Source organism: Nocardia pseudobrasiliensis NBRC 108224, assembly GCF_001613105.1.
GTDB classification, from domain to species: domain Bacteria; phylum Actinomycetota; class Actinomycetes; order Mycobacteriales; family Mycobacteriaceae; genus Nocardia; species Nocardia pseudobrasiliensis.
Map to the genome: position 1 here is coordinate 107,595 of NZ_BDBS01000037.1, position 20,018 is coordinate 127,612.

The 20,018-nt window shown below is 67.7% G+C and carries 26 protein-coding genes and 2 pseudogenes; 4 read left to right on the forward strand and 24 right to left on the reverse strand.

Annotation, left to right across the window (positions count from 1 at the left end; translation table 11 throughout):
- Window positions 1-9 precede the first annotated feature (9 nt).
- Window positions 10-1,059, reverse strand: a complete 1,050-nt coding sequence (locus NP4_RS27380; protein ID WP_068003743.1) for an SDR family oxidoreductase — start codon at window positions 1,057-1,059, stop codon at window positions 10-12.
- Window positions 1,060-1,141: 82 nt separating this feature from the next.
- Here NP4_RS27380 and NP4_RS27385 point away from each other — a divergent pair, with 82 nt between their 5' ends.
- Both NP4_RS27385 and NP4_RS40255 read left to right on the forward strand, forming a co-directional pair.
- A complete protein-coding gene (locus NP4_RS27385; protein ID WP_068003744.1) occupies window positions 1,142-1,903 on the forward strand; it encodes an alpha/beta hydrolase in 762 nt (253 codons plus the stop codon).
- 105 nt (window positions 1,904-2,008) lie between these two features.
- A complete protein-coding gene (locus tag NP4_RS40255; RefSeq protein ID WP_082876276.1) occupies window positions 2,009-2,428 on the forward strand; it encodes a helix-turn-helix transcriptional regulator in 420 nt (139 codons plus the stop codon).
- 6 nt (window positions 2,429-2,434) lie between these two features.
- Here the strand turns inward: NP4_RS40255 and NP4_RS42810 are convergent.
- The 18 genes and pseudogenes from NP4_RS42810 to NP4_RS27480 all read right to left on the reverse strand — a co-directional run.
- Window positions 2,435-2,707, reverse strand: a pseudogene (locus NP4_RS42810) (VanZ family protein); the annotation flags it as partial.
- Between the two features lie 222 nt (window positions 2,708-2,929).
- Complete coding sequence (locus NP4_RS27400) at window positions 2,930-3,517, reverse strand: hypothetical protein (protein ID WP_245998295.1); 588 nt, start codon at window positions 3,515-3,517, stop codon at window positions 2,930-2,932.
- A 509-nt stretch (window positions 3,518-4,026) separates the two neighbouring features.
- Window positions 4,027-4,326: a 30S ribosomal protein S17 gene (rpsQ, locus tag NP4_RS27405; RefSeq protein WP_068003753.1), complete on the reverse strand. Its 300-nt coding sequence runs from the start codon at window positions 4,324-4,326 to the stop codon at window positions 4,027-4,029.
- On the reverse strand, window positions 4,323-4,562 hold the full coding sequence (rpmC, locus tag NP4_RS27410; protein ID WP_062507077.1) for a 50S ribosomal protein L29: 240 nt from the start codon (window positions 4,560-4,562) through the stop codon (window positions 4,323-4,325). The genes rpsQ and rpmC overlap by 4 nt, the downstream gene beginning before the upstream one ends.
- Window positions 4,562-4,978, reverse strand: a complete 417-nt coding sequence (gene rplP / locus NP4_RS27415) for a 50S ribosomal protein L16 (protein ID WP_062507079.1) — start codon at window positions 4,976-4,978, stop codon at window positions 4,562-4,564. The genes rpmC and rplP overlap by 1 nt, the downstream gene beginning before the upstream one ends.
- A gap of 3 nt (window positions 4,979-4,981) precedes the next feature.
- Window positions 4,982-5,788 (reverse strand): 30S ribosomal protein S3, encoded by an 807-nt coding sequence (rpsC, locus tag NP4_RS27420; RefSeq protein ID WP_068003754.1) that lies wholly within the window; start codon window positions 5,786-5,788, stop codon window positions 4,982-4,984.
- Entirely contained in the window at window positions 5,789-6,187 is a 399-nt protein-coding gene (gene rplV, locus NP4_RS27425; protein WP_068003757.1) for a 50S ribosomal protein L22, read from the reverse strand.
- A complete protein-coding gene (gene rpsS / locus NP4_RS27430; RefSeq protein WP_024800475.1) occupies window positions 6,184-6,465 on the reverse strand; it encodes a 30S ribosomal protein S19 in 282 nt (93 codons plus the stop codon). The genes rplV and rpsS overlap by 4 nt, the downstream gene beginning before the upstream one ends.
- Before the next feature lie 15 nt (window positions 6,466-6,480).
- Entirely contained in the window at window positions 6,481-7,311 is an 831-nt protein-coding gene (gene rplB / locus NP4_RS27435) for a 50S ribosomal protein L2 (protein WP_068003762.1), read from the reverse strand.
- Window positions 7,312-7,344: 33 nt separating this feature from the next.
- Entirely contained in the window at window positions 7,345-7,650 is a 306-nt protein-coding gene (rplW, locus tag NP4_RS27440) for a 50S ribosomal protein L23 (protein ID WP_062507087.1), read from the reverse strand.
- The gene (rplD, locus tag NP4_RS27445; RefSeq protein WP_068003765.1) at window positions 7,647-8,318 is read right to left on the reverse strand and encodes a 50S ribosomal protein L4; all 672 of its coding nucleotides are present in this window, start codon (window positions 8,316-8,318) and stop codon (window positions 7,647-7,649) included. The genes rplW and rplD overlap by 4 nt, the downstream gene beginning before the upstream one ends.
- Window positions 8,315-8,980 (reverse strand): 50S ribosomal protein L3, encoded by a 666-nt coding sequence (gene rplC, locus NP4_RS27450; protein WP_068003767.1) that lies wholly within the window; start codon window positions 8,978-8,980, stop codon window positions 8,315-8,317. The genes rplD and rplC overlap by 4 nt, the downstream gene beginning before the upstream one ends.
- 14 nt (window positions 8,981-8,994) lie before the next feature.
- Entirely contained in the window at window positions 8,995-9,300 is a 306-nt protein-coding gene (gene rpsJ / locus NP4_RS27455) for a 30S ribosomal protein S10 (protein WP_003938093.1), read from the reverse strand.
- 456 nt (window positions 9,301-9,756) lie between these two features.
- Window positions 9,757-10,296 (reverse strand): hypothetical protein, encoded by a 540-nt coding sequence (locus NP4_RS27460; protein ID WP_114755762.1) that lies wholly within the window; start codon window positions 10,294-10,296, stop codon window positions 9,757-9,759.
- Window positions 10,296-11,417, reverse strand: a complete 1,122-nt coding sequence (locus tag NP4_RS27465; RefSeq protein WP_082876274.1) for a hypothetical protein — start codon at window positions 11,415-11,417, stop codon at window positions 10,296-10,298. The genes NP4_RS27460 and NP4_RS27465 overlap by 1 nt, the downstream gene beginning before the upstream one ends.
- A gap of 34 nt (window positions 11,418-11,451) precedes the next feature.
- Window positions 11,452-11,883, reverse strand: coding sequence for a hypothetical protein (locus NP4_RS27470; RefSeq protein WP_068003791.1), 432 nt, complete (start codon window positions 11,881-11,883; stop codon window positions 11,452-11,454).
- The gene (locus tag NP4_RS27475) at window positions 11,880-13,448 is read right to left on the reverse strand and encodes a DUF8832 domain-containing protein (RefSeq protein ID WP_245998296.1); all 1,569 of its coding nucleotides are present in this window, start codon (window positions 13,446-13,448) and stop codon (window positions 11,880-11,882) included. The genes NP4_RS27470 and NP4_RS27475 overlap by 4 nt, the downstream gene beginning before the upstream one ends.
- A 112-nt stretch (window positions 13,449-13,560) precedes the next feature.
- Window positions 13,561-13,950, reverse strand: coding sequence for a hypothetical protein (locus NP4_RS27480; protein ID WP_068003794.1), 390 nt, complete (start codon window positions 13,948-13,950; stop codon window positions 13,561-13,563).
- A gap of 154 nt (window positions 13,951-14,104) precedes the next feature.
- Here NP4_RS27480 and NP4_RS27485 point away from each other — a divergent pair, with 154 nt between their 5' ends.
- Complete coding sequence (locus NP4_RS27485) at window positions 14,105-14,581, forward strand: hotdog fold domain-containing protein (RefSeq protein WP_068003798.1); 477 nt, start codon at window positions 14,105-14,107, stop codon at window positions 14,579-14,581.
- Between the two features lie 9 nt (window positions 14,582-14,590).
- On the opposite strand, the gene NP4_RS27490 is transcribed toward NP4_RS27485, so the two are convergent.
- Entirely contained in the window at window positions 14,591-15,514 is a 924-nt protein-coding gene (locus NP4_RS27490) for an esterase/lipase family protein (RefSeq protein ID WP_068003802.1), read from the reverse strand.
- A gap of 2 nt (window positions 15,515-15,516) precedes the next feature.
- Window positions 15,517-16,539, reverse strand: a complete 1,023-nt coding sequence (locus NP4_RS27495) for an alpha/beta hydrolase (protein ID WP_068003805.1) — start codon at window positions 16,537-16,539, stop codon at window positions 15,517-15,519.
- A gap of 162 nt (window positions 16,540-16,701) precedes the next feature.
- Between NP4_RS27495 and NP4_RS27500 the strand changes: the two genes are divergently transcribed.
- A complete protein-coding gene (locus NP4_RS27500; RefSeq protein ID WP_114755763.1) occupies window positions 16,702-17,925 on the forward strand; it encodes a lycopene cyclase family protein in 1,224 nt (407 codons plus the stop codon).
- On the opposite strand, the gene NP4_RS27505 is transcribed toward NP4_RS27500, so the two are convergent.
- The 3 genes and pseudogenes from NP4_RS27505 to NP4_RS41750 form a co-directional block, all read right to left on the reverse strand.
- On the reverse strand, window positions 17,872-18,900 hold the full coding sequence (locus tag NP4_RS27505; RefSeq protein WP_068003812.1) for an SDR family oxidoreductase: 1,029 nt from the start codon (window positions 18,898-18,900) through the stop codon (window positions 17,872-17,874). The genes NP4_RS27500 and NP4_RS27505 overlap by 54 nt on opposite strands.
- A gap of 33 nt (window positions 18,901-18,933) precedes the next feature.
- Entirely contained in the window at window positions 18,934-19,698 is a 765-nt protein-coding gene (locus NP4_RS27510) for an SDR family oxidoreductase (protein ID WP_068003814.1), read from the reverse strand.
- 65 nt (window positions 19,699-19,763) lie between these two features.
- A pseudogene (locus NP4_RS41750) lies at window positions 19,764-20,018 on the reverse strand (enoyl-CoA hydratase); the annotation flags it as partial.

A 20,018-nucleotide genomic window follows, 5' to 3' on the forward strand; every position in this document is an offset into this window, starting at 1 on the left:
GCCACGGATTTATCCCATGATCAGCGGCGCTCCGACCAGACCGCGATCGAGCAGGCTGCGGGCGGTCTCGACGAGGGTGTCGTCCATGGAACGCGGTGTCCAGCCGAATGTTTCGCGAGCCTTGGCATTGGTCAGCCGTCGTACCTTGCCCACATTGGCGGCGAGTTCACCCGATCCGGGGGCCATCTTGGCCGCGGCCTTGAACATCCACATCGGCATCTGCTTGGTCGGCACGCGGTCGCCGTCGGAGCCGAGCCGTTTGCGCAACATCGTCGCGACCTTGTCCAAGCCGATCGCGTCACCGCCCGAGGCGATGAAGCGCTGCCCCGCGGCGGCCGGATGGACCATGGCGCGCAGATGCAGATCGGCGACATCGCGCACATCGGCGACGGAGAACGACACCGGCACCACCGCCGGGGAGGTGCCGTCGATCAGCTTGAGCAGCAGCGAGATCGCGCTCGAATACCGCGGACCGAGGACGGGTCCGAAGATGCCCGCCGGATTCACCACGGTCAGCTCCAGATCGCCGCCCTCACGGTCGATGAAATCCCAGGCCGCCATTTCCGCGAGGGTCTTCGATCGGATGGTGGGCGGGGTCGTGGGGTCGTCGAGGTTGGTCCAATCCTCCTCGGTGAACGGCCGCTTGGTGTCCTTGTGGCCGTAGCCCACGGCACCGAAGGAGGAGGTGAAGACGACCCTGCGCACCCCGGCGTCGCGGGCCGCGCGCAGGACGCGGATCGTACCGTCGCGGGCCGGGATGATCACCTCGTCCGGATCCTGCGGCTGAACCCACGGCATGGGCGAGGCGGTATGCAGCACCCGGGTGCAGCCCGCGACCGCCTCCGCCCAGCCCGCGTCGGCGGTCAGATCGGCCGTCACCACCTCGAGCGCGGCGGCGTCCGACGCGCCCGCTTCGGCGAGTTGTTCCCGAATCCCTTCGGCCGCAGCCGCATTCCGTACCGTGGTTCGGACCCGATGGCCCTCGTTCAGGGCCTGGGCCAGGCATCGCGTGGCCAGAAAGCCCGTACCACCGGTCACCAGCACTGTTTCATCAGCCATACCATCGCCATCCGTTCGTTTCGGGGGTTACAGGTATTTCGAAAGCGCATTGCCGAGAGAGAACTCGGCGCAGTCTATAGGCGTGACGACGACAACCCTCGCCTACGGGTCCCATCCGGATCAGGTGGCCGACCTGTATCTACCCGAAAACGCGTCCGCCCCTTTGATTTTGCTGCTGCACGGCGGATTCTGGCGGCAGCGGGTCGGAAGGGAGTACGCGACGGGTGTCGCGCGGGCCCTCGTGGCGGGCGGCGCGGCGGTGGCCAATATCGAATATCGGCGTGCGGGCGGGGACGGCGGGTGGCCGCTGACCTTCACCGATGTCGCCGCGGCCCTCGACAGCCTGCCCGAGCTGGTCGAGACGGCCGCGCCGGGTCGGATCGATCGCACCCGCATCGTGGCCGTCGGACACTCCGCGGGCGGACATCTCGCCCTCTGGGCGATGTTGCGACATCGCCTGCCCAGCCGCAATTCCTGGTTTCGGGAGGAGTTGCCGCCGATCGCCGGAATCGTGGCCCTCGCCCCGGTCACCGATCTCGCCGAGGCGTATCGGCTCGGCAGCGGCGAGGACGCCGTGGCGGAATTCCTGGGCGGCGGGCCGGACCGATTCGGCGATCGCTATGCCGTCGCCGAGCCGATCACCCTCGGGCCCGTCCCGGTTCCGGTGATCGTCGTGCACGGCGAGCTCGATCAACGAGTGCCGGTGGAGATGTCACGCGACTACTGCGCGAAGACCGGGGCGGAATTGGTGGAATTGGCCGGGGTGGACCACTTTCAATTGATGGATCCCGATTCCCCGGCCTGGCCCGCGGTGCGCGCGGAGATCGATCGGGCTGTGCCGTGATCACGATCGGGCAGAACGGTCAGGAATCGAGAAGCGGACGTCATCGAACCGGGCTTAGCGTCGAGATCGACACCTTCGCCGCGTCCAGGAGAAACGATCATGTGCATGGCCCTCAATGCCGCTGCCGCACAATATCTTCGCGAACTCGTCCAACTGCGCGCGATTCGCGATCGGATCGATCGGGAGTACGCGCTGCCGCTGGATGTCGAGGCGCTGGCCCGCGACGCGCAGCTGTCCGGCGGACAGCTCGGGCATAGATTCGAACTCGCCTACGGCGTGTCGCCGTACTCGTATCTCATGGCCCGCCGCATCGAGCGGGCCGTGGAACTGCTGCGGTGCGGGGATCTCGAGGTCGACGAGGTGCGTGCGGCGATCGGCTGTTCGTCACAACGTAGCTTCGAGATTCGATTCACCGAGCTCGTCGGTGTATCGCCCGGTGTCTATCGAACCTGCCCACCACGGGCGGGAGAGTTGGGCCGCCAGGTACGCACCGGCCGCATTCAACAGCACATCGTCCACGGATGAGTGACGGCCGATCGCCAGCGCGAACTGCGCCGTCTCCGCCACGATCGAAGCACCCGCGCCGACCAGGAGCACGCGGTACGACCGGGTGAACCGGGACCACCGCACGGGCAACAGGAATCCGAGCGCGGCGAACACCAGCAGATTCCCGCCGAACTGCTCGAGCACCCGGCCGCCGCCGCACTGTTCGGCCAGATCACGCAGCGGCACGAGATTGCGCGAACGCCCACTTCCGCTGGGCGTGAGGATCATCCACAACCAGGGAGCGGTTCCCACCACCATCCCGACATCACACAGCGCGATCCGCCAGCCGTATCGTCTCGCGAACCACCATGCCGCCGATGCGGCCACCGGTATCGCGGCGATCGCGGTGAGGACCACCCCACCCCAGGCTTCCCACGTCCCGTCCACCCCGCCAGTCTGCCCCGAAACGCCTGTGCCTCAGCGCGTCGGCACAATTCGTCCACACAACCCACACCCGGGCTGCCGACGGTGCCGGAACGCCTAGCGGGACGGGTTGCAGAAGCCGCAGACTCCGCTGGCCGGGAGCTGGATGAAACATTCGTCGCACACCCGGGCGCGCACGGGTTCGGGCTTCGGTTCCGGACGGGCCGGAACCTGACCGCGGCGGGCGGCGACCTTCGGGGTGAGCGGCGGGACGCCCGCGGGGACATCGGTGCCGTGGGTGGCGTAGCACGCCCAGCGGGCGTAGGCGGCGTGCATTTCGATATCTTCGGGGATCGGCAGCGCCGCGAGTTCGAGGACGTATTTGTAGCTGTCGGTGACGGTGTGATTGGGCCGCACGCACAGCGACGTCAGCGGTGGCTCACCCGCGGAGTGGCAGCGGCGCGCGACCTTGCGTAGCACGGCGTCGACCCAGGTGCGGGTCGGCGCGCTCGTCCGCACCCCCGACATCTCCTGAACCTGTGCCGCCAACTCGTTGATGGTCACGAAATGCCCGTAATCCCTGGCGGTTTCGACAAGTACCTCATGCGCGGCCAATGCCCACGCCACGGTCGCGTCCCGAAAGGACACCACCGTCCCATCGCTGATATTCCAGGCCCCGGAAGTCATCGTTGCTGCCCCACTCATAGCCCGACCACGGTAGCGAATCGAGCACCCTGCGCGCCAATACGGTGTGGGTATCGTGTCGGCGCTCACGAGGGTTACGCGATCGCGATCCGCGTCATGCCGGATAGCTCCCCGGCTCGCTTCGGTCGAGGTTGCGTTCCGACGAAGATACGCGCATGAAGTGCTTGGAGCACAGCGATTTTCGGGCGGTTCATCGACGGCTGTTCCGCGCGGAATGCGATATCCGCTGGGCCGTAACGGTTCTCGCCGTCACGCGTCGTTCGGCGATTTGTGACATTCGTCTCATTCGAGCTCACCGGCGGCCCCGGGCGGAGTACGCACACAGTCCGGTTTCCCTCGCGGTCCTCCGGACATTCTTCGAACCACCCACCGCGGCAAAGGAATCGGTGGTGAAAGGACCGGGCACGCCAGTCGTGGCGAACCTCTACCACCGGCGGATACGGCGAAGGCCCGCCTCCCGGAAAGGGAAGCGGGCCTTCGTTACTCGACTTGTCAGCCGTGGGGTGGGCTTACTTCGCCCGCTCCAGGACCTCCACCAGCCGCCAGCGCTTGGTGGCGGACAGGGGGCGGGTCTCCATCAGCTGAACGCGGTCGCCGATGCCGGCGATCTCGTTCTCGTCGTGGGCCTTGACCTTCGAGGTGGTGCGAATGATCTTGCCGTAGAGCGGGTGCCGCACCCGGTCCTCGAGCTCCACCACGATGGTCTTGTTCATCTTGTCGGAGACGACGTAACCGATGCGCACCTTGCGGCGGTTACGCTCCTCCTGCTTGGCCGGCGTCTTGGCCGGGCCCTTGGCAGCATCACTCATGCCGCATCTCCCTTGTCCGCCGGGGCCGAGGCCAGACCGAGCTCGCGCTCGCGCATGACCGTGTAGATGCGCGCGATCTCGTGACGAACCACACGCAGGCGCCGGTTGTTCTGCAACTGGCCGGTCGCCATCTGGAAGCGCAGGTTGAACAGCTCTTCCTTCGATTCACGCAGGCGGGCGACGAGCTCTTCTTCGGTGAGCTCGCGCAGGTCTGCGGCCGGAGTTCCGGTAGCCATCAGAACTGCTCCTCCCTTGTCACGATCCTGCACTTCATCGGGAGCTTGTGCATCGCGCGGCGCAGGGCCTCACGAGCGGTCTCCTCGTTCGGGTAAGACATCTCGAACATCACCCGACCGGGCTTGACGTTCGCGACCCACCACTCCGGCGAACCCTTACCGGAACCCATGCGGGTTTCGGCCGGCTTCTTGGTGAGCGGGCGGTCCGGGTAGATGTTGATCCAGATCTTGCCGCCACGCTTGATGTGGCGAGTCATCGCGATACGCGCCGACTCGATCTGACGGTTGGTGACGTAGGCCGGCTCCAGAGCCTGGATGCCGTACTCGCCGAACGCCACCGAGGTGCCGCCCTTGGCCATGCCGGAACGGCCCGGGTGATGCTGCTTGCGGTACTTGACCTTGCGAGGCATCAGCATGGGTCAGCCCTCCTGCTTCTCTGCCGGAGCGTCGGCCACCGCAGTCGCGGCGCCCGAACGCCCGGCCTCAGTGCTGGTCGCCGTGGTGCCCTGGGCACCGGAACGGCGGGGGCGGCTCGGCCGCTCACGACGCTCGCGACGATCACCGGACGGGGCAGCGCTGGCGGTGACCTCACGCTTGCCACCGACGATGTCGCCCTTGTAGATCCAGACCTTCACGCCGATACGACCGAAGGTGGTCCTCGCCTCGTACAGGCCGTAGTCGATGTCGGCGCGCAGCGTGTGCAGCGGCACCCGACCCTCGCGGTAGAACTCCGAGCGCGACATTTCGGCGCCACCGAGGCGGCCCGAGCACTGCACGCGGATGCCCTTGACGTTCGGCGAACGCATGGCCGACTGGATGGCCTTGCGCATCGCACGACGGAACGCGACACGGTTGGACAGCTGCTCGGCGACGCCCTGGGCGACCAGCTGCGCATCCGACTCGGGGTTCTTGACCTCGAGGATGTTCAGCTGCACCTGCTTGCCGGTCAGCTTCTCCAGCTCGGCGCGGATCCGGTCGGCCTCGGCGCCACGACGGCCGATCACGATGCCCGGACGCGCGGTGTGGATATCCACCCGCACGCGGTCACGGGTGCGCTCGATCTCGACCTTCGAGATGCCGGCCCGCTCCATGCCCGTGGCCAGGAGCTTGCGGATCGCGACGTCTTCCTTGACGTACTCCTTGTACTGCTTGTCCGCGTACCAACGCGACTTCCAGTCGGTGGTGATACCGAGGCGGAAGCCATGGGGGTTGATCTTCTGTCCCATTTACTTAGCCCCTCCCTTCCGGCGGCTACGAGCCGGGGCGGCGCTGGCGACGCTCTCGACCTCGATGGTGATGTGGCTGGTGCGCTTGCGAATCCGGAACGCCCGGCCCTGCGCACGCGGCTGGAACCGCTTCAGGGTGGCGCCCTCGTCGACGTAGGCCGTCGAGATCACCAGGGTGTCCGGGTTCAGGCCGAAGTTGTTCTGCGCGTTGGCCGCCGCCGAGGCGACGACCTTGGCGACCGGCTCGCTCGCGGCCTGCGGCGCGAACTTCAGGATGTTCAGCGCGTCCTCGACCCGCTTGCCGCGGACCATGTCCACGACCCGGCGAGCCTTCATCGGCGTCACGCGAACGAACTTCGCGGTCGCACGCGCGGAGGTGATCTGAGTATCAGTGCTCATCGCCGCTTACTCTTCCGATCTTCCTTGACGTGGCTCTTGAACGTACGGGTGGGCGCAAACTCACCGAGCTTGTGGCCAACCATGTTCTCCGACACGAACACCGGCACGTGCTTGCGACCGTCGTGCACCGCGAAGGTGTGCCCGATGAAATCGGGGATGATGGTCGAACGACGCGACCAGGTCTTGATGACCTGCTTCGTGTTCTTCTCGTTTTGGACGTCCACCTTCTTGAGGAGGTGTTCGTCGACGAACGGGCCCTTCTTCAGGCTGCGTGGCATGTCTTAACCTCCTCCTTAACGCTTCTTGCCGCGGCGGCGGACGATGAGCTTGTCGCTCGGACGGTTGGGTTTACGAGTACGGCCCTCGGGCTGACCCCACGGCGAGACCGGGTGGCGACCACCGGAGGTCTTGCCCTCACCACCACCGTGCGGGTGGTCGACGGGGTTCATCACGACACCACGGACCGTGGGGCGGCGACCCTTCCAGCGCATACGGCCGGCCTTGCCCCAGTTGATGTTCGACTGCTCGGCGTTGCCGACCTCGCCGACGGTGGCGCGGCAGCGCACGTCGACGCGACGGATCTCGCCGGAGGGCATACGCAGGACGGCGTAGGAGCCTTCCTTACCCAGCAGCTGAATGCTCATGCCGGCGGCACGGGCCATCTTGGCGCCGCCGCCCGGACGCAGCTCCACCGCGTGGACGGTGGTACCGGTCGGGATCGAGCGCAGCGGCAGGTTGTTGCCGGGCTTGATGTCGGCCGCGGGGCCGGACTCGACGACCGTGCCCTGCTTGATGCCCTTGGGCGCGATGATGTAGCGCTTCTCGCCGTCCTTGAAGTGCAGCAGCGCGATATTCGCGGTCCGGTTGGGGTCGTACTCGATGTGCGCGACCTTGGCCGGGATGCCGTCCTTGTCCAGGCGACGGAAGTCGATGATGCGGTAGGCACGCTTGTGACCGCCACCGCGGTGACGAGTCGTGATGCGGCCGTGCGCGTTACGACCGCCGGACTTGCTCAGCGGGCGCAGCAGCGACTTCTCGGGGGTCGACCGGGTGATCTCGGCGAAGTCCGAGACGCTGGCGCCACGACGGCCCGGCGTAGTCGGCTTGTACTTACGGATAGCCATGAGTTCTTCTCTACTTTCTGGATTCCCCGCCGCTTACGCGACCGGGCCTCCGAAGATCTCGATGGGCTTGCTGTCGGCCGAGAGGGTCACGAGCGCGCGCTTGGTGTCCTTGCGCTTGCCGTAACCGAAGCGGGTCCGCTTGCGCTTGCCCTGACGGTTGGCGGTGTTGACGCTGGTCACCTTCACGCCGAAAACCTTCTCGACGGCGATCTTGATCTGCGTCTTGTTCGCGTCCGGGTGCACCACGAACGTGTAGGTGCCCTCCTCGATCAGTCCGTAGGACTTCTCCGAGATGACCGGCGCCAGCAGAATGTCGCGGGGGTCGGCGATCGTAGTCACTTGCTCTCCTCCTGTGCAGCCTCAGCGGGCCCGTGCACGAAGGCGTTCAGGGCCTCCACGCTGAACACGACGTCGTCGCTGTTCAGCACGTCGTACGTGTTGAGCTGGTCCGGCGCGATCGGGTGCACGTTCTGCAGGTTCGCGACACTCTTCCAGGCGGCGAGATCCTCGCGGCCCACCACGACCAGCAGCTTCTTGCGGTCGGTGAGCTCGGCCAGGAAGGTCTTCGCCGACTTGGTCGAGGGAGTCTGTCCCGCAACCAGTTCCGTGATCACGTGGATACGCTCGTTGCGCGCGCGGTCCGACAGGGCGCCACGCAGTGCGGCGGCCTTCATCTTCTTCGGCAGGCGCTGCGAGTAGTCGCGCGGCTTCGGACCGTGCACGGTGCCACCACCGGCGAACTGCGGTGCGCGGGTCGAACCCTGACGGGCGCGACCGGTGCCCTTCTGGCGGTACGGCTTCTTGCCGCCGCCGGAGACCTCACCGCGGGTCTTGGTGGAGTGCGTGCCCTGGCGAGCCGCGGCCTGCTGGGCCACGACGACCTGGTGCATCAGCGCGATATTGGCGGTCACGTCGAAGATCTCCGCGGGGAGTTCGACGGTGCCGTTGGTCTTGCCGCCCGGCTCTTTGACCGGAAGCGTCAGGTTGGTCTTGGTCTCGGTGCTCATGCCCGGGCACCACCCTTCACTGCACTCTTGACGATCACGATGCCGCCCTTGCGACCCGGGATCGCGCCCTTGATCAGCAGCAGACCGTTCTCGGCGTCCACCTTGTGGACCGAGAGGTTCTGCGTGGTGACGCGGTCGTTACCCATCCGGCCGGACATGCGCATGCCCTTGAACACGCGACCCGGGGTGGAGCAACCACCGATCGAACCCGGACGGCGGTGCACGGCCTGCGCACCGTGCGAGGCGCCCTGGCCACGGAAGCCGTGGCGCTTCATGGTGCCCGCGAAGCCCTTGCCCTTGGAGGTGCCGGTGACGTCGACGTAGGCGCCCTCTTCGAACACATCGGCGCTGATCTCCTGGCCGACCTCGAACTGCGAGGCGTCGGCGACGCGGATCTCCACGACGTGGCGACGAGGGGTGACGCCCGCCTTGGCGAACTGTCCGGAGACCGGCTTGGTCACCTTGCGGGGGTCGATCGCGCCGAAGGCGACCTGGACGGCGGAGTAGCCGTCGCGCTCGACCGTGCGGATCTGGGTCACGACGTTCGGGCCCGCCTTGACGACGGTCACGGGAACGACGCGGTTCTTGTCGTCGAAGACCTGGGTCATGCCGAGCTTGGTGCCCAGGATGCCCGCGGCCGGACGGCTCTTGTTGTCAGTCATATTCGAAGTCCCCGTCACTGAATGTTGACGTCGACACTGGCCGGCAGGTCGATGCGCATGAGGGCATCAACCGTCTTCGGCGTCGGGTCGAGGATGTCGATCAGCCGCTTGTGGGTGCGCATCTCGAAGTGTTCGCGCGAGTCCTTGTACTTGTGCGGCGAACGGATGACGCAGTACACGTTCTTCTCGGTCGGCAACGGCACGGGCCCGACGACACGGGCACCGGTGCGGGTCACCGTCTCGACGATCTTGCGCGCAGACGCGTCGATCGCCTCATGGTCGTAGGCCTTGAGCCTGATGCGGATCTTCTGTCCCGCCACGCTGAGTGTCCTTTTCTCCGCTTTCGTCGTGTTCCGGGAGTCGCCTCCCGAAGCACCCTCATTTGCATGCCCGAACCCGAAGAAGTCACAGCAGACGCAATCCGTCTCAAACCAACGACCGGGGAAACATGGACCCGATCCATCGCCGCTGTTCATCTGTCATGGTTCTTCCGGTCCACGCGGTCGGGCGTGTCGCGCCGCCGCTCATTCTTCGGCCTCGGAATAACTTCCATTGGCCTCGGAACGGTGTCCCGGACGTACCCGCGCCGGACTCGACGGGATACAAAGTGGGTACTGCTCGCCCGCTCCGATCAGGTCGTATATCCAATGGACAGACGCCACCCGGTGCAGGCAACCCGAACAGTATGCCCGACGGGCTCCTACGACTTCAAATCGGGGTCCGTGTGACCCTCGCCAAAAGCGGGCGAGGACAAAGATGACGTGGGAGAGGCAGGCTCAGACGCGCAGTTCCGCGCGCCCCGGCCGGGTCTTTCGCCACACTACCGCGACGAACACGATCAACCCCGCGAGCGGCAGCAGCCCGATGGTCCAACTCAACGGCAGCGGCGGCCCCGGCTGATCCAGTACCCGCACTCCGGCCAGTGTCCCCTCGCCGTGCCCCTGCGGCCCGTCGATGGCGAAGCCGAAACTGTAGTCGCCCGGATTGTCGTAGGCCTTCACATCCAGGCCCCACGAATCGAGTTTGCGCGGGTGCCGGACGAGCGGATTGGTCCGCTCGCCGCGGAATACGCCCGGGCCCTTCACGGTCAGCTCACCCGTTTTACCGGCGATGCCACCCTCGGGCATGAAGACGAAATCCAGCGAGCGCATGGCCCGAATCGGCCAGGTGGAGAAGCCGACGGTCACGGTGTAGGGCCCGGCTTGCACGCGTTCGGTGTGCACGATGTCCACGGGGGCATAGGCCGCGGCCGGACCCGCGGTGAGCAGCGACACCGCGGCCACGGCCGCGACGGCGAGAACGATTCGGCGCAACATCAGCGAATCTCCTTGGCGGGGGCGAGGGTACGCAGCATGACGGCGAAACGGGCGGCGAGCAATCCCGCGAGCAGGCCGAGCGGAATACCGATCAGGGCGAGGGTGACGAGTCCGGTGATATCGATCCGGCCGCCGCCGACCAGGGCGAACTGCACCGGCATGCTCGCGGCCACCAGCAGGCCGACGACCGCGCCGAGCAGCGGCAGCACCTTGCGGACATCGCGCTCGCGCGAGCGCGCCCACCAGAACACCGCCTCGACGACGAGCGCGCCCACGCCCAGGAACATCGGCATCAGACTCGGGAAACCCGGGACGATCCCGTCGAGCCCGTCCCGCAGCGGCAGTCCGGTCGCCGCGGCGTATGCCTCCGCGGCCCACGGCGAGAACCACCACAGCGCGGCCTGCAACGCACCGACCGCGGCCGCGACCGCGATCGCCGCGCCCGGTCGGGCGAGCACGAGGGCCCCGATGATCAACAACATCGACGAGCAGAGCGCCACTCCGCACAGCATCGGCGGTACGGGCAGCTGCAGCTTCTGCAGCGCCACGAACGGAATCGGCATATGCGAGACCAGCACCGCGAGCGCGGCGAGCAAGCCGAGCCGACCCCATATTTCGTCACGATGCGCGGCGAAGACGATGACGCCGCCGATCATCGTGATGGTCATCGATAGGAACAGCGCCACATGCGAGGGCGTGTAGAGCACCGCGTCGAAGCCGTAGATCGAATGCCATTCCAGATCCAGCAGGCCGTAGAGCAGGAACAGCGCCGCGCCCGCGCCGGAGACCATATAGCCCAGCGGCACGGTCAGCGCGCCCCCGAACACCCGGACGGGAGCGCCGCCGCCGCGCGGTATCGGCCGTCCCGCGCGCTGGGCCGCGGTGGCCGCGATCACCATGGCAAGGCTCGCGAATCCGGCTATCGCGCTGCCGGAGTAGAGGAACAGATGCGGCAGCGTGAAGAAGGTGTCCGGGCCGACCTCGTCGTGCCACTGGATGTCCCAGCTCACCCCGACCGTGGTGACGACGGTGCCGAGCAGGACTACAAGGGCGCCGAGGCGATCGACGGTGCCCGTGGTCTCGGCCACGGCGAGCGGTGCGGGTGACGTGATGGTGCTCATGGCGTGTCTTCCTTCCTGATGCGCGCAGCGGGATTCATCCGGATATCCACAGCGGCAGGCCGATTCGGTCGTCGTCACCATCGGCCGGGCTCAGCGTCAGCCGCAGCTCCCAGGGCCCGGTCGACATGAACGACACCGCCGGGACGTGAAACCGCCCGGGGCGCACGGGTTTCGCCATCACCACCGGTGCGGCGTAACCCATGCGCGGATCGATCACCTGCAGATGCACCATGGTGTCGACCACGCGGCCGTCGTGATCGGTGAGGTCGATGTCCAGCGCGCTGTCGCCCAGGCGGGGATGGGCGACGGTCACCGTCACCAGATGCCGGGCGGTGCCCGAGCGCAACGTCAGCGAGCCGGGTGGACTGGGCCACAGCAGCCAGAGAATGCCCGCGAGGACGAGGATCACCACGGCGGCGAGGGCGGCGACGCGCATCGAGGTACAGCGTGCGGCGTCGGTGGTCATCGCGGAACCTCCAGCACGATCGGCACGGTGAGCACGGTGTAGTTCCGCTCCGCCTGGATCCATACGCGGTAGCGGCCGGGCTCGGGAAAGGTGTAGGTGAACGGCACATCCGGGCCGTAGGCGGCGACGGTCTCATCGGGTGCGCTGTCGCCGTTGACCGGCGGCATCAACATGGCCCCGCCGGAGGCGTGTCCGGCCATGCCGGGCATATCGTGCATGCCCGCCATATCGTGGCCACCGGGCATCGGCGCGGCCCCGCCCATCGAGTGCGCGTGGCCCCAGACTGGCGAATCCTGGACCGCCGCACCGATATCGGCGTCGCCACCGATCGGCCCGGCGACGATCATGTGACCGACCATGCCGAGCCACGGTTGCAGTTCGGCGTGGTCGCCGAAGCGGGCGGACAGCGTGATCGGCGACCCGGCGTGCCCCGATGTCGCGGTGACGGTGATCGGGACGTCGCCGACGACGGTCGAGCCCATCGTCGTATTCGCGCCCAGCCGAACGGGATTCACCGTCGCCCCGGCGGGACCGCCACCGACCGTGAAACCGGTTGCCGCGCGCACCGATTGCACACCGCCCCCGCGCCGGGCCAGTTCGGCCGACAATGCGTAGCGGCCGGGCGTCGACGGTGTCAGATGCGCCTCGTAGCGACCGGGTGCGACGCGCACGGGGTGCAGATGCCGCAGTTCCCCGCCCGGTCCGACGACCAGCAGATGCATCAGGGCGCTGTCGTGGATCGTCAGATCGTCCACGGCCGCACCGGTGGCGGCGTCGACGACGTCCAGGCGCAGCTCACCCGGCCGTCCCGCGATCAACGGCTCACCACCGACGCGCAGCATGACCGGCGGGCGCGAATAATCCGCCTGCTGCGGCTGCCCGAGATCGTAGGGATCGGTGAGATTCGCGACGCTCGGATCGAGTTGTGCGCCCGGCTGCGGCGGCATGGGTAGGGTCGAGGACAGCAGCGCCGCGGTGATCGCCACCGCGACCCCGGCCACCATGCCGCCCGCGGGGATCAGCGCCCAGGCCGTGCGGCGGGCCCGGACCGCGACCAGCACCGAAATCGGCAGCAGCACACCGGCGATCAGGAATCCCCCGTAGACCAGCCGCTCCGGCGGCGAGGTGACCTGCGCGGGCACCGCGAACGGAATGCGCGCGACACGGGAGCCGTCATCGATCGTGAGCTCCCACGGTCCCGGGCGGTCGACGGTGAGATCGGTGGAGTACATACCCGTCGCGGCGGCGAGTTCGATCGCACCGCGCGCGGACGGCACACCCGGATCGGGCCGATTCTTCGCGGCGCCGAACGGTATCGCCGCCACCGCGAGCCGGCCGGCCGGAGTGCCCGCATGGGTGACGACGTCGACGCGCAACGGCCCGGGCAGCGAGGTGATCCGGCGCAGTACGACGGTGAGTTCGCGGTCCCCGAGCGTCTGGGCCACCGACACGTCACCGCCGAAGGACGGCGAATCGGCCACGGCCACCGGGGTTCCCACGACGAGTACGACGAGACCGGCGGCGAAGACGAGGCCGCGTCGGACGATTCGTCTGGCAGCGGTCACGGCCTCATCGTAGGAACCGACCCGACCGCCGGACATCACACCGCGAGGTGATTCCGACTCCCCCGCGAGAGTGACTGCCGCTCGCGGGGATTCGGGGTTTCCCTCTAGTGGGTCAGCCCAGACCCTGCACGACGATGGCGTTGTGACCCTGGTACATGGCCGGATTCACCACGGCGAAGCCGATCTGGCCGTGCGGGGCGCGGGCGGCCTCGGTGAACACCGCGGGCAGATCGGCATAGACGTAGTAATCGTCCTGCGGCAGCTGGGATGCGGGATCCATCCAGTACTGGGTGTGCGGGAAGACCTGTTTCAGCACGGCGGGAATCGGGCTGTTCGCGACCGCGACGGTCTCGTTGTGGTCGAGGCCGACACCCACGATGATCCCGCTGGGATCGTTGATGACCGGTTTGAAGGCCGCGGCCGGGCCCGCGGTGACGGTCGCGGCGATCGCCCCGCCGACCACAGCGGTCCCGAGCGTCGCGACGACAGTACGGATACGCATGAGAATTCGAGCTCCAAAAACGCCGACTGATCGGCGTCGGCCCCCCGGCGACGCCCCCTCGGCGTGCGCGCTCAACGTAGCAGAACAAAGCGCCCGCCACCGCCCGAATTGCCGGAAGATCGCGCCGGAACTTACTCCGAAGTAAGATACGCTCATGACGAAAGATACGAGCACCTTCCGCGGCTGGAAGAAGCTGCCCGACAACCGGCTGGGCCACACGCTGTTCTCGCTGGGGATGGTCGCCCGGGTGCCCTATTTCGGCACCGTGCTGCCGACCGTCGTGCGACTCGAGCCCGGGCTGTGCGAGGTGACCGCCCCGAAGTGGTTCGGCATCCACAATCATCTGGGCACCTTCCACGCCATCGCGGCGTGCAATCTGGCCGAGGTGGCCATGGGAATGCTCAGCGAGGCAACGGTTCCCACCACCCACCGCTGGATCCCCAAGGCGATGAACGTGCAGTACCTGACCAAGGCCGACACCGGTCTGCGCGCGATCGCGGAACTGGCCGAGGTGCCGGATTTCGACCAGATCACCGAAGGCCGGGATCTGGTCGTTCCGGTGGCGATCTACGACAAGACCGGCCGCGAGGTGGTCCACGCGGACATCACCACCTGGGTGACGCCCAAGTAGCGATCCGCCTCAGCAGGCCGGGAAGGGCGTACCGGCCAGCGCCGCGGCGACCAGGGCCGTGGTGTGCGGATCCACCAGCAGATGACCGTGGTCGACGGTGTGGGCGGCACAGCCGTCCTGCACCCACACATTGCGGTCCGCGCCGAGCGGCACGGCCAGCAGGGCGGTGTCGGGCGGGGTGATCACCTCGTCGTCATGGCTGGCGATGGCGGTGAAGCGCACTCCCGGCACGGTCTCGACCGGCCAGTTGAGCTGCATCAGCACCGCCGAGCCCATGGTCTGCTGCACGCCCGCGTTGCCGAACACCTGCGCCGCGATATGCGGTCCGTCCATACCCAGCGAGGCCAGGTCCGGATACTTCGCGGGCAGTTCGGCGAAATCCGAACCGCGATAGGGGGTGCCGAGGGTCACCACGGTGTCGGCCTCGGCCGGATGCGCCTTCAGGAACGCCCGGACGATCGTGCCGCCGGTCGAATGCCCCACCAGCGCAACGCGTTCCGCACCTGTCGCGGCGCGCACGGTGGCCACGAAACCGGCCAGTTCCGCGGCCGAGGTGGCGATATCGGCGACGCCGTAGAGCGTGCGGCCCGACAGTGCCGCGCCGATCGGACCCAGACCCGGCCAGGCCGCATTCGGGGTCGCGCTGGCGCTGGTCGTCAGCACCGCCGCGCGGCCGAGATTGGCGGCGAAGACGCAGTATCCCTGTTTGCGCAGGGCGGGCGCGAGCGTGGTCCAGCTGTTCACCGCGTCGGTGGCCGAACCATGAACCAGCACAACGGGGTTCGGCTTATCCGGCGCGGGACGGCAGGAGAGGTCGTTGGCGCCCGGCACCTCCGGGAGCTCCAGGGGCTCGGCCGCGGCCGGAACCAGCGCGATCATCGCCGCGACCAGGATCGACAACGCCGCGGCAAGTCGCCGCACGATGCGACGCATCCCTACACCCCCAGTCCGGCCGCCAGCACGGGCCAGGAATCCTTCAGATCGTCCTCCCAGTAACCCCAGGAATGGGTGCCGGTGGGACGGAAGTTGTAGGTGGCCGGGATGCCCAGGCCGTCGAGCCGCTTCTGCATATTGCGGGCGCAGAAATCGGTGCCGGCCTCGATGATGCCGCCGAGCACGAGCTGATTGGCGTACCCCCAAGGGCCCTGCAGCGAGTACTTGCCGTTGTAGACGTCGTAGCCGCCGGGCAGCCCGCTGCCGTTGGAGATGTAGATCGCCTTACCGCGCAACCCCTCGGCCTGAACATAGGGGTCGTTGCGGACCCAATTCGGATCGCCGGGCGGACCCCACATGTTCTGTACATTCGCCAGACCCCACTCCTCGACGGTGAGCCGGACGAATTCGTGGCCGACGGGATCGCTGGTCTGCGCACAGCCGCTGTAGGAGGCGACGGCCTGATACAGCTCCGGCGAGGTGGCGGCCAGTGCGAGGGTGGTGGTGCCCGACATGGAATAACCCACGATGCCGTTGCGGCCGTTGGCGTTCAGATATTGATTCACCAGCGGTGGCAATTCCTGGGTCAGGAAGGTGCGCCATTTGTTGCGGCCCAGCCGCGGATCGTCGCGCTCCCAATCGGCGTAATAACTGAACATGCCGCCGATGGGTGTGACGACATTCACGTTCTTATCGGAAAGGAATTGCCAGGCATCGGTTTTCGACGCCCAGGTCGCGCCGTCCACGCCGCCGCCCGCGCCGAGCAGCATGTACAGCACCGGACGCGGTGCGCTCTGATCGGCGGCCCGCTGCACCTCCACCGGAATATCCGCCGCCATGGCCGCGGAATGCACGGTCAATGTCTGATGCCTCGCGTCATCGGTTTTCACCGCGAGGATCGCGGAATCATCCGATTGGGCATCCGCGACCGGTATGACCAGCACACTCGCGGCCGCGACGACCGCGGCCATTGTTCCCATCCAGGCGGCCCAGCGCCGCCTACGCCCACAGCGAGCGTCGTTCATATCTACTCTCCAGGGCGTACCCACACTCGCACGGAACACCCCTCGGCGTCCGGAATCAGGTTATGAACGCGCCCAACGGATTTCACGACGGAATTTGCTGGGACAAGATTTTTCGGGGCGTAACACGAGGCGGTACAAACACGATCAGAAGGTCTTGATTGAATGTCACGCATGACAGGTCGGCGGGTCCGGGTGGATATCTGTGTGGTGGGGCTCGGGCCCACGGGTCGGGCCTTGGCGCATCGCGCGGCGCGGGCGGGGTTCGAGGTGGCGGTGGTGGATCCGCGACCCGAGCGCCCGTGGGTACCCACCTATTCCTGCTGGGTCGACGAATTGCCGCGGTGGCTGCCGCAGTCGGCGATCGCGGCTCGGATCGAGGCGCCCACGGTGTGGACCGGGGCCGAGCACCGGATCAGGCGGCCGTACTGTGTCCTGTCCAAAGCCGGTCTGCGCGAGGCGCTGCCGCTCGACGACGCGACCGTGCTGACCGGGCGGGCCACCGCGGTCGGGGCGCATCGGGTGGAGTTGAACGACGATACGGTCGTCACCGCCGATACCGTCTTCGACACCCGCGGGCTGCCCGTCCCCGGCGCGCGCCGCACCGCGAGCGCGCACGGCATCTTCGTCGATGCCGAGCGGGCCGCGCCCATGATCGGCGAGGGCGAGGGGCTGCTGCTGGATTGGCGCAACGAGAACGGCGCGGGGCCCGGCGAACCGCCGTCGTTCCTGTACGCGGTGCCGCTGGGCGACGGCACGGTGATCTTCGAGGAGACCAGCCTCGGCCTGCGCGGCGGGATGCCGCAGCGCGAACTGCGCCGCCGCACGCTGAACCGGCTCGCCGCGCACGGCATTCGGCTCACCGGCGACGAGCCGACCGAAGCCGCGCACTATCCGCTGGATCAACCGCCGCCGCGGCCGGGCACATCGATGGCCGTCCCCTTCGGCTCGCGCGGCGGAATGATGCATCCGTGCACCGGCTACAGCGTGGCCGATTCGCTGGCCCTGGTCGACACCGCGATCGAGGCGGTGCGCGCGGGTAAGGATCCGATCCGGCTGCTGTGGCCCCCGCGGGCGCGGCTGGTGTATTGGATGCGCGAGCGTGGGCTGTATGGACTGGGCAGGCTCACCACCGCGCAGTCGACGGCGATGTTCGACGCGTTCTTCACCGCCTCCCCCCGCCAGCAACGCGCGCTGCTGTCCGCGCACGACGATTACGCGGCGCTCGGGGCTGTGCTGTTCATGACGGTCGCGCGCACCTGGCCGTTCCGCTGGCGGTTCGATCTGGTGGGTTGGGCCAATCGCAATCGCTGGGTGGGTTACGAATACGCGCCCTCAGACCCAGTTCTCGATCCAATACTTCCAGACGATCGGGGCATAGGCGGCTAGCGGCGGCACGCTGATATCGGTGCCGGTCAGGGCCGTGGTGGTATTGCGGCAGTCGAACCAGCAGCCGAATTCGCTGTGCTCCAGCACATCTCGCGGCACACCCAGCCGCGGCAGCACCCAGCTCACCCCGGGCACCCGCATGAGCACGTCCAGCGACTCCTTGGGCATGACCTCCAGCAGATGCGGCGCCCCGGCCTGATCGGCGAACAGGTTGAGCACATCGGCCGCGGTCTGGCGGCGCGGATCGACCAGATGGTAGGTGGTGGCGCCGGTATCGGGCAGATGGGCGATGTGATCCAGGGCGCGGGTCACGAAATCGACCGGGACCATATTGGTTTCGCCGAGTTTGGGCACCACCAGCGGTAACAGCCGGGGCAGCTGGGCGGCCATGCGCAGCAGCCGGAAGAAGTAGTACGGGCCGGTGATGCGATCGATCTCGCCGGTGCGGGAGTGGCCGATCACGATGGAGGGCCGATAGATTCGCCACGGCACCCGAGTCTGATCGCGAATCACTCGCTCGGCCTCGAAGGAGGCGCGCTGATAGGGCGTGAGCAACACCTGGCCCACGTCGAACATGTCCTCGGTGTAGAGCCCCTCGGCCGAACCCGCCACCTCGACGGTCGAAACATGGTGCAGCGCACCCGCTTCCAGCCGCTCCGCGATCTCGACCAGATTGCGGGTAGCGCTGCCCGGCGCGCCCGCGTCATAACCGGCCGCCAGATGGAAGATGTGCTCGATCGAACCGCGGTGGCGGACAAGCCAATCCGGATCGATCTCGAGTCCGGGCGCCTCGAGATCGCCCCGCACCGCCCGCACCCGATCCCCGCCGGCCCATTCGCGCGCGCACCGATCGAACCGATAGGCCGAGTCGGCCCCGGGGCGCACCAGAACGTGCACCTCGTCGCTACGCTTCAGCAACTCGGGGATGAGGAAGCGCCCGATCCACCCGGTTGCCCCGGTCACCAGGTAAGCCATAGCAACAGCCTATCGCCTGGCGAGCCAGCAAGATCAGTGGGATGGTTGCGCGGGGTACTGCTGGTCGAGCCATTCGGCGAAGGTCGGACCCGCGATGATCGTGTCCGGACCCGCCAGCAGGGCGTCACCGGCTTGCGTCTCGTGATCGGGATCGGCGGTGTCGACGATCTCCTCGACATGGGCCGGTCCGCCGCGACGGGCGATCAGCGCGGCGGCCGCGTCGACCAGGTTCAGCGCCTGCGGGCCCGCCACTTCCGTTCGCGCGGGGGCGGTTTCGGCGGTGGCGAGATCGGCGAGCCGCTCGGCGACCGTGGCGGCGGCCACCAGTTGGGTGCGCACCTTGGGGATGTAGGCGGTATCGCCCCGGGTGGTCCAGTCGATCATCATTCCGGCGAACTCGTGGAACTGGGCCGCGCGCAGGATGCGGACCGGCAGCGGACCTTCGAGGTAGGCGCGCTCGTGGGCGAGCTTGCCCGCGTAGTGCCCGCCGCTGAAACGGTCGATGCCGATGATCGAGACCAGCACGATATGCCGCACACCCGCCGCGGCCGCCTCGCGCTGCACATTGTGGGCCACCGTGCCGAAAAACTCGGTGACGGCGGCGGTTTCGGTGGTGGCCGCATTCGCCGCGTCGACCACCACGTCGACCCCGCGCAGCGCCGCGGCCAGACCCTCGCCGGAATGCACGTCGACCCCACCGCCGCGGGTGATCGGAACCACCTCGTGACCCCGATCTTTCAGCACCTCGGCCACCGCTCCGCCGATTCGCCCACTCGCTCCGATGACCGCGATTCGCATTGTCGTACTCCTGTTCCACTCGGTTCGTCAGGGTGACGACGCAGCGCGGGCGAGTGTGACATCGCCTAGCCGAAGACCGCTTTGCGCTTGCCCAGCATGGCCGTGACGCCCTCGAGGTAGTCCGGTGAGGCCAAAAGCTCTGTCTGACCCTCCTTTTCGGCGGCCAGGGCGGGGTCGAGGGCGGGCAGGGTGGCCTGGTTGAGGGCGCGTTTGGTGAGTTCGAGGGCTCGGCGCGGGCCGGTGCTCAGCCTGGCGAGCACCGCCTCGACCCGCTCGTCGAGCGCGTCGGCGGGCAGGGTGGCGGTGAGCACGCCGCGGCG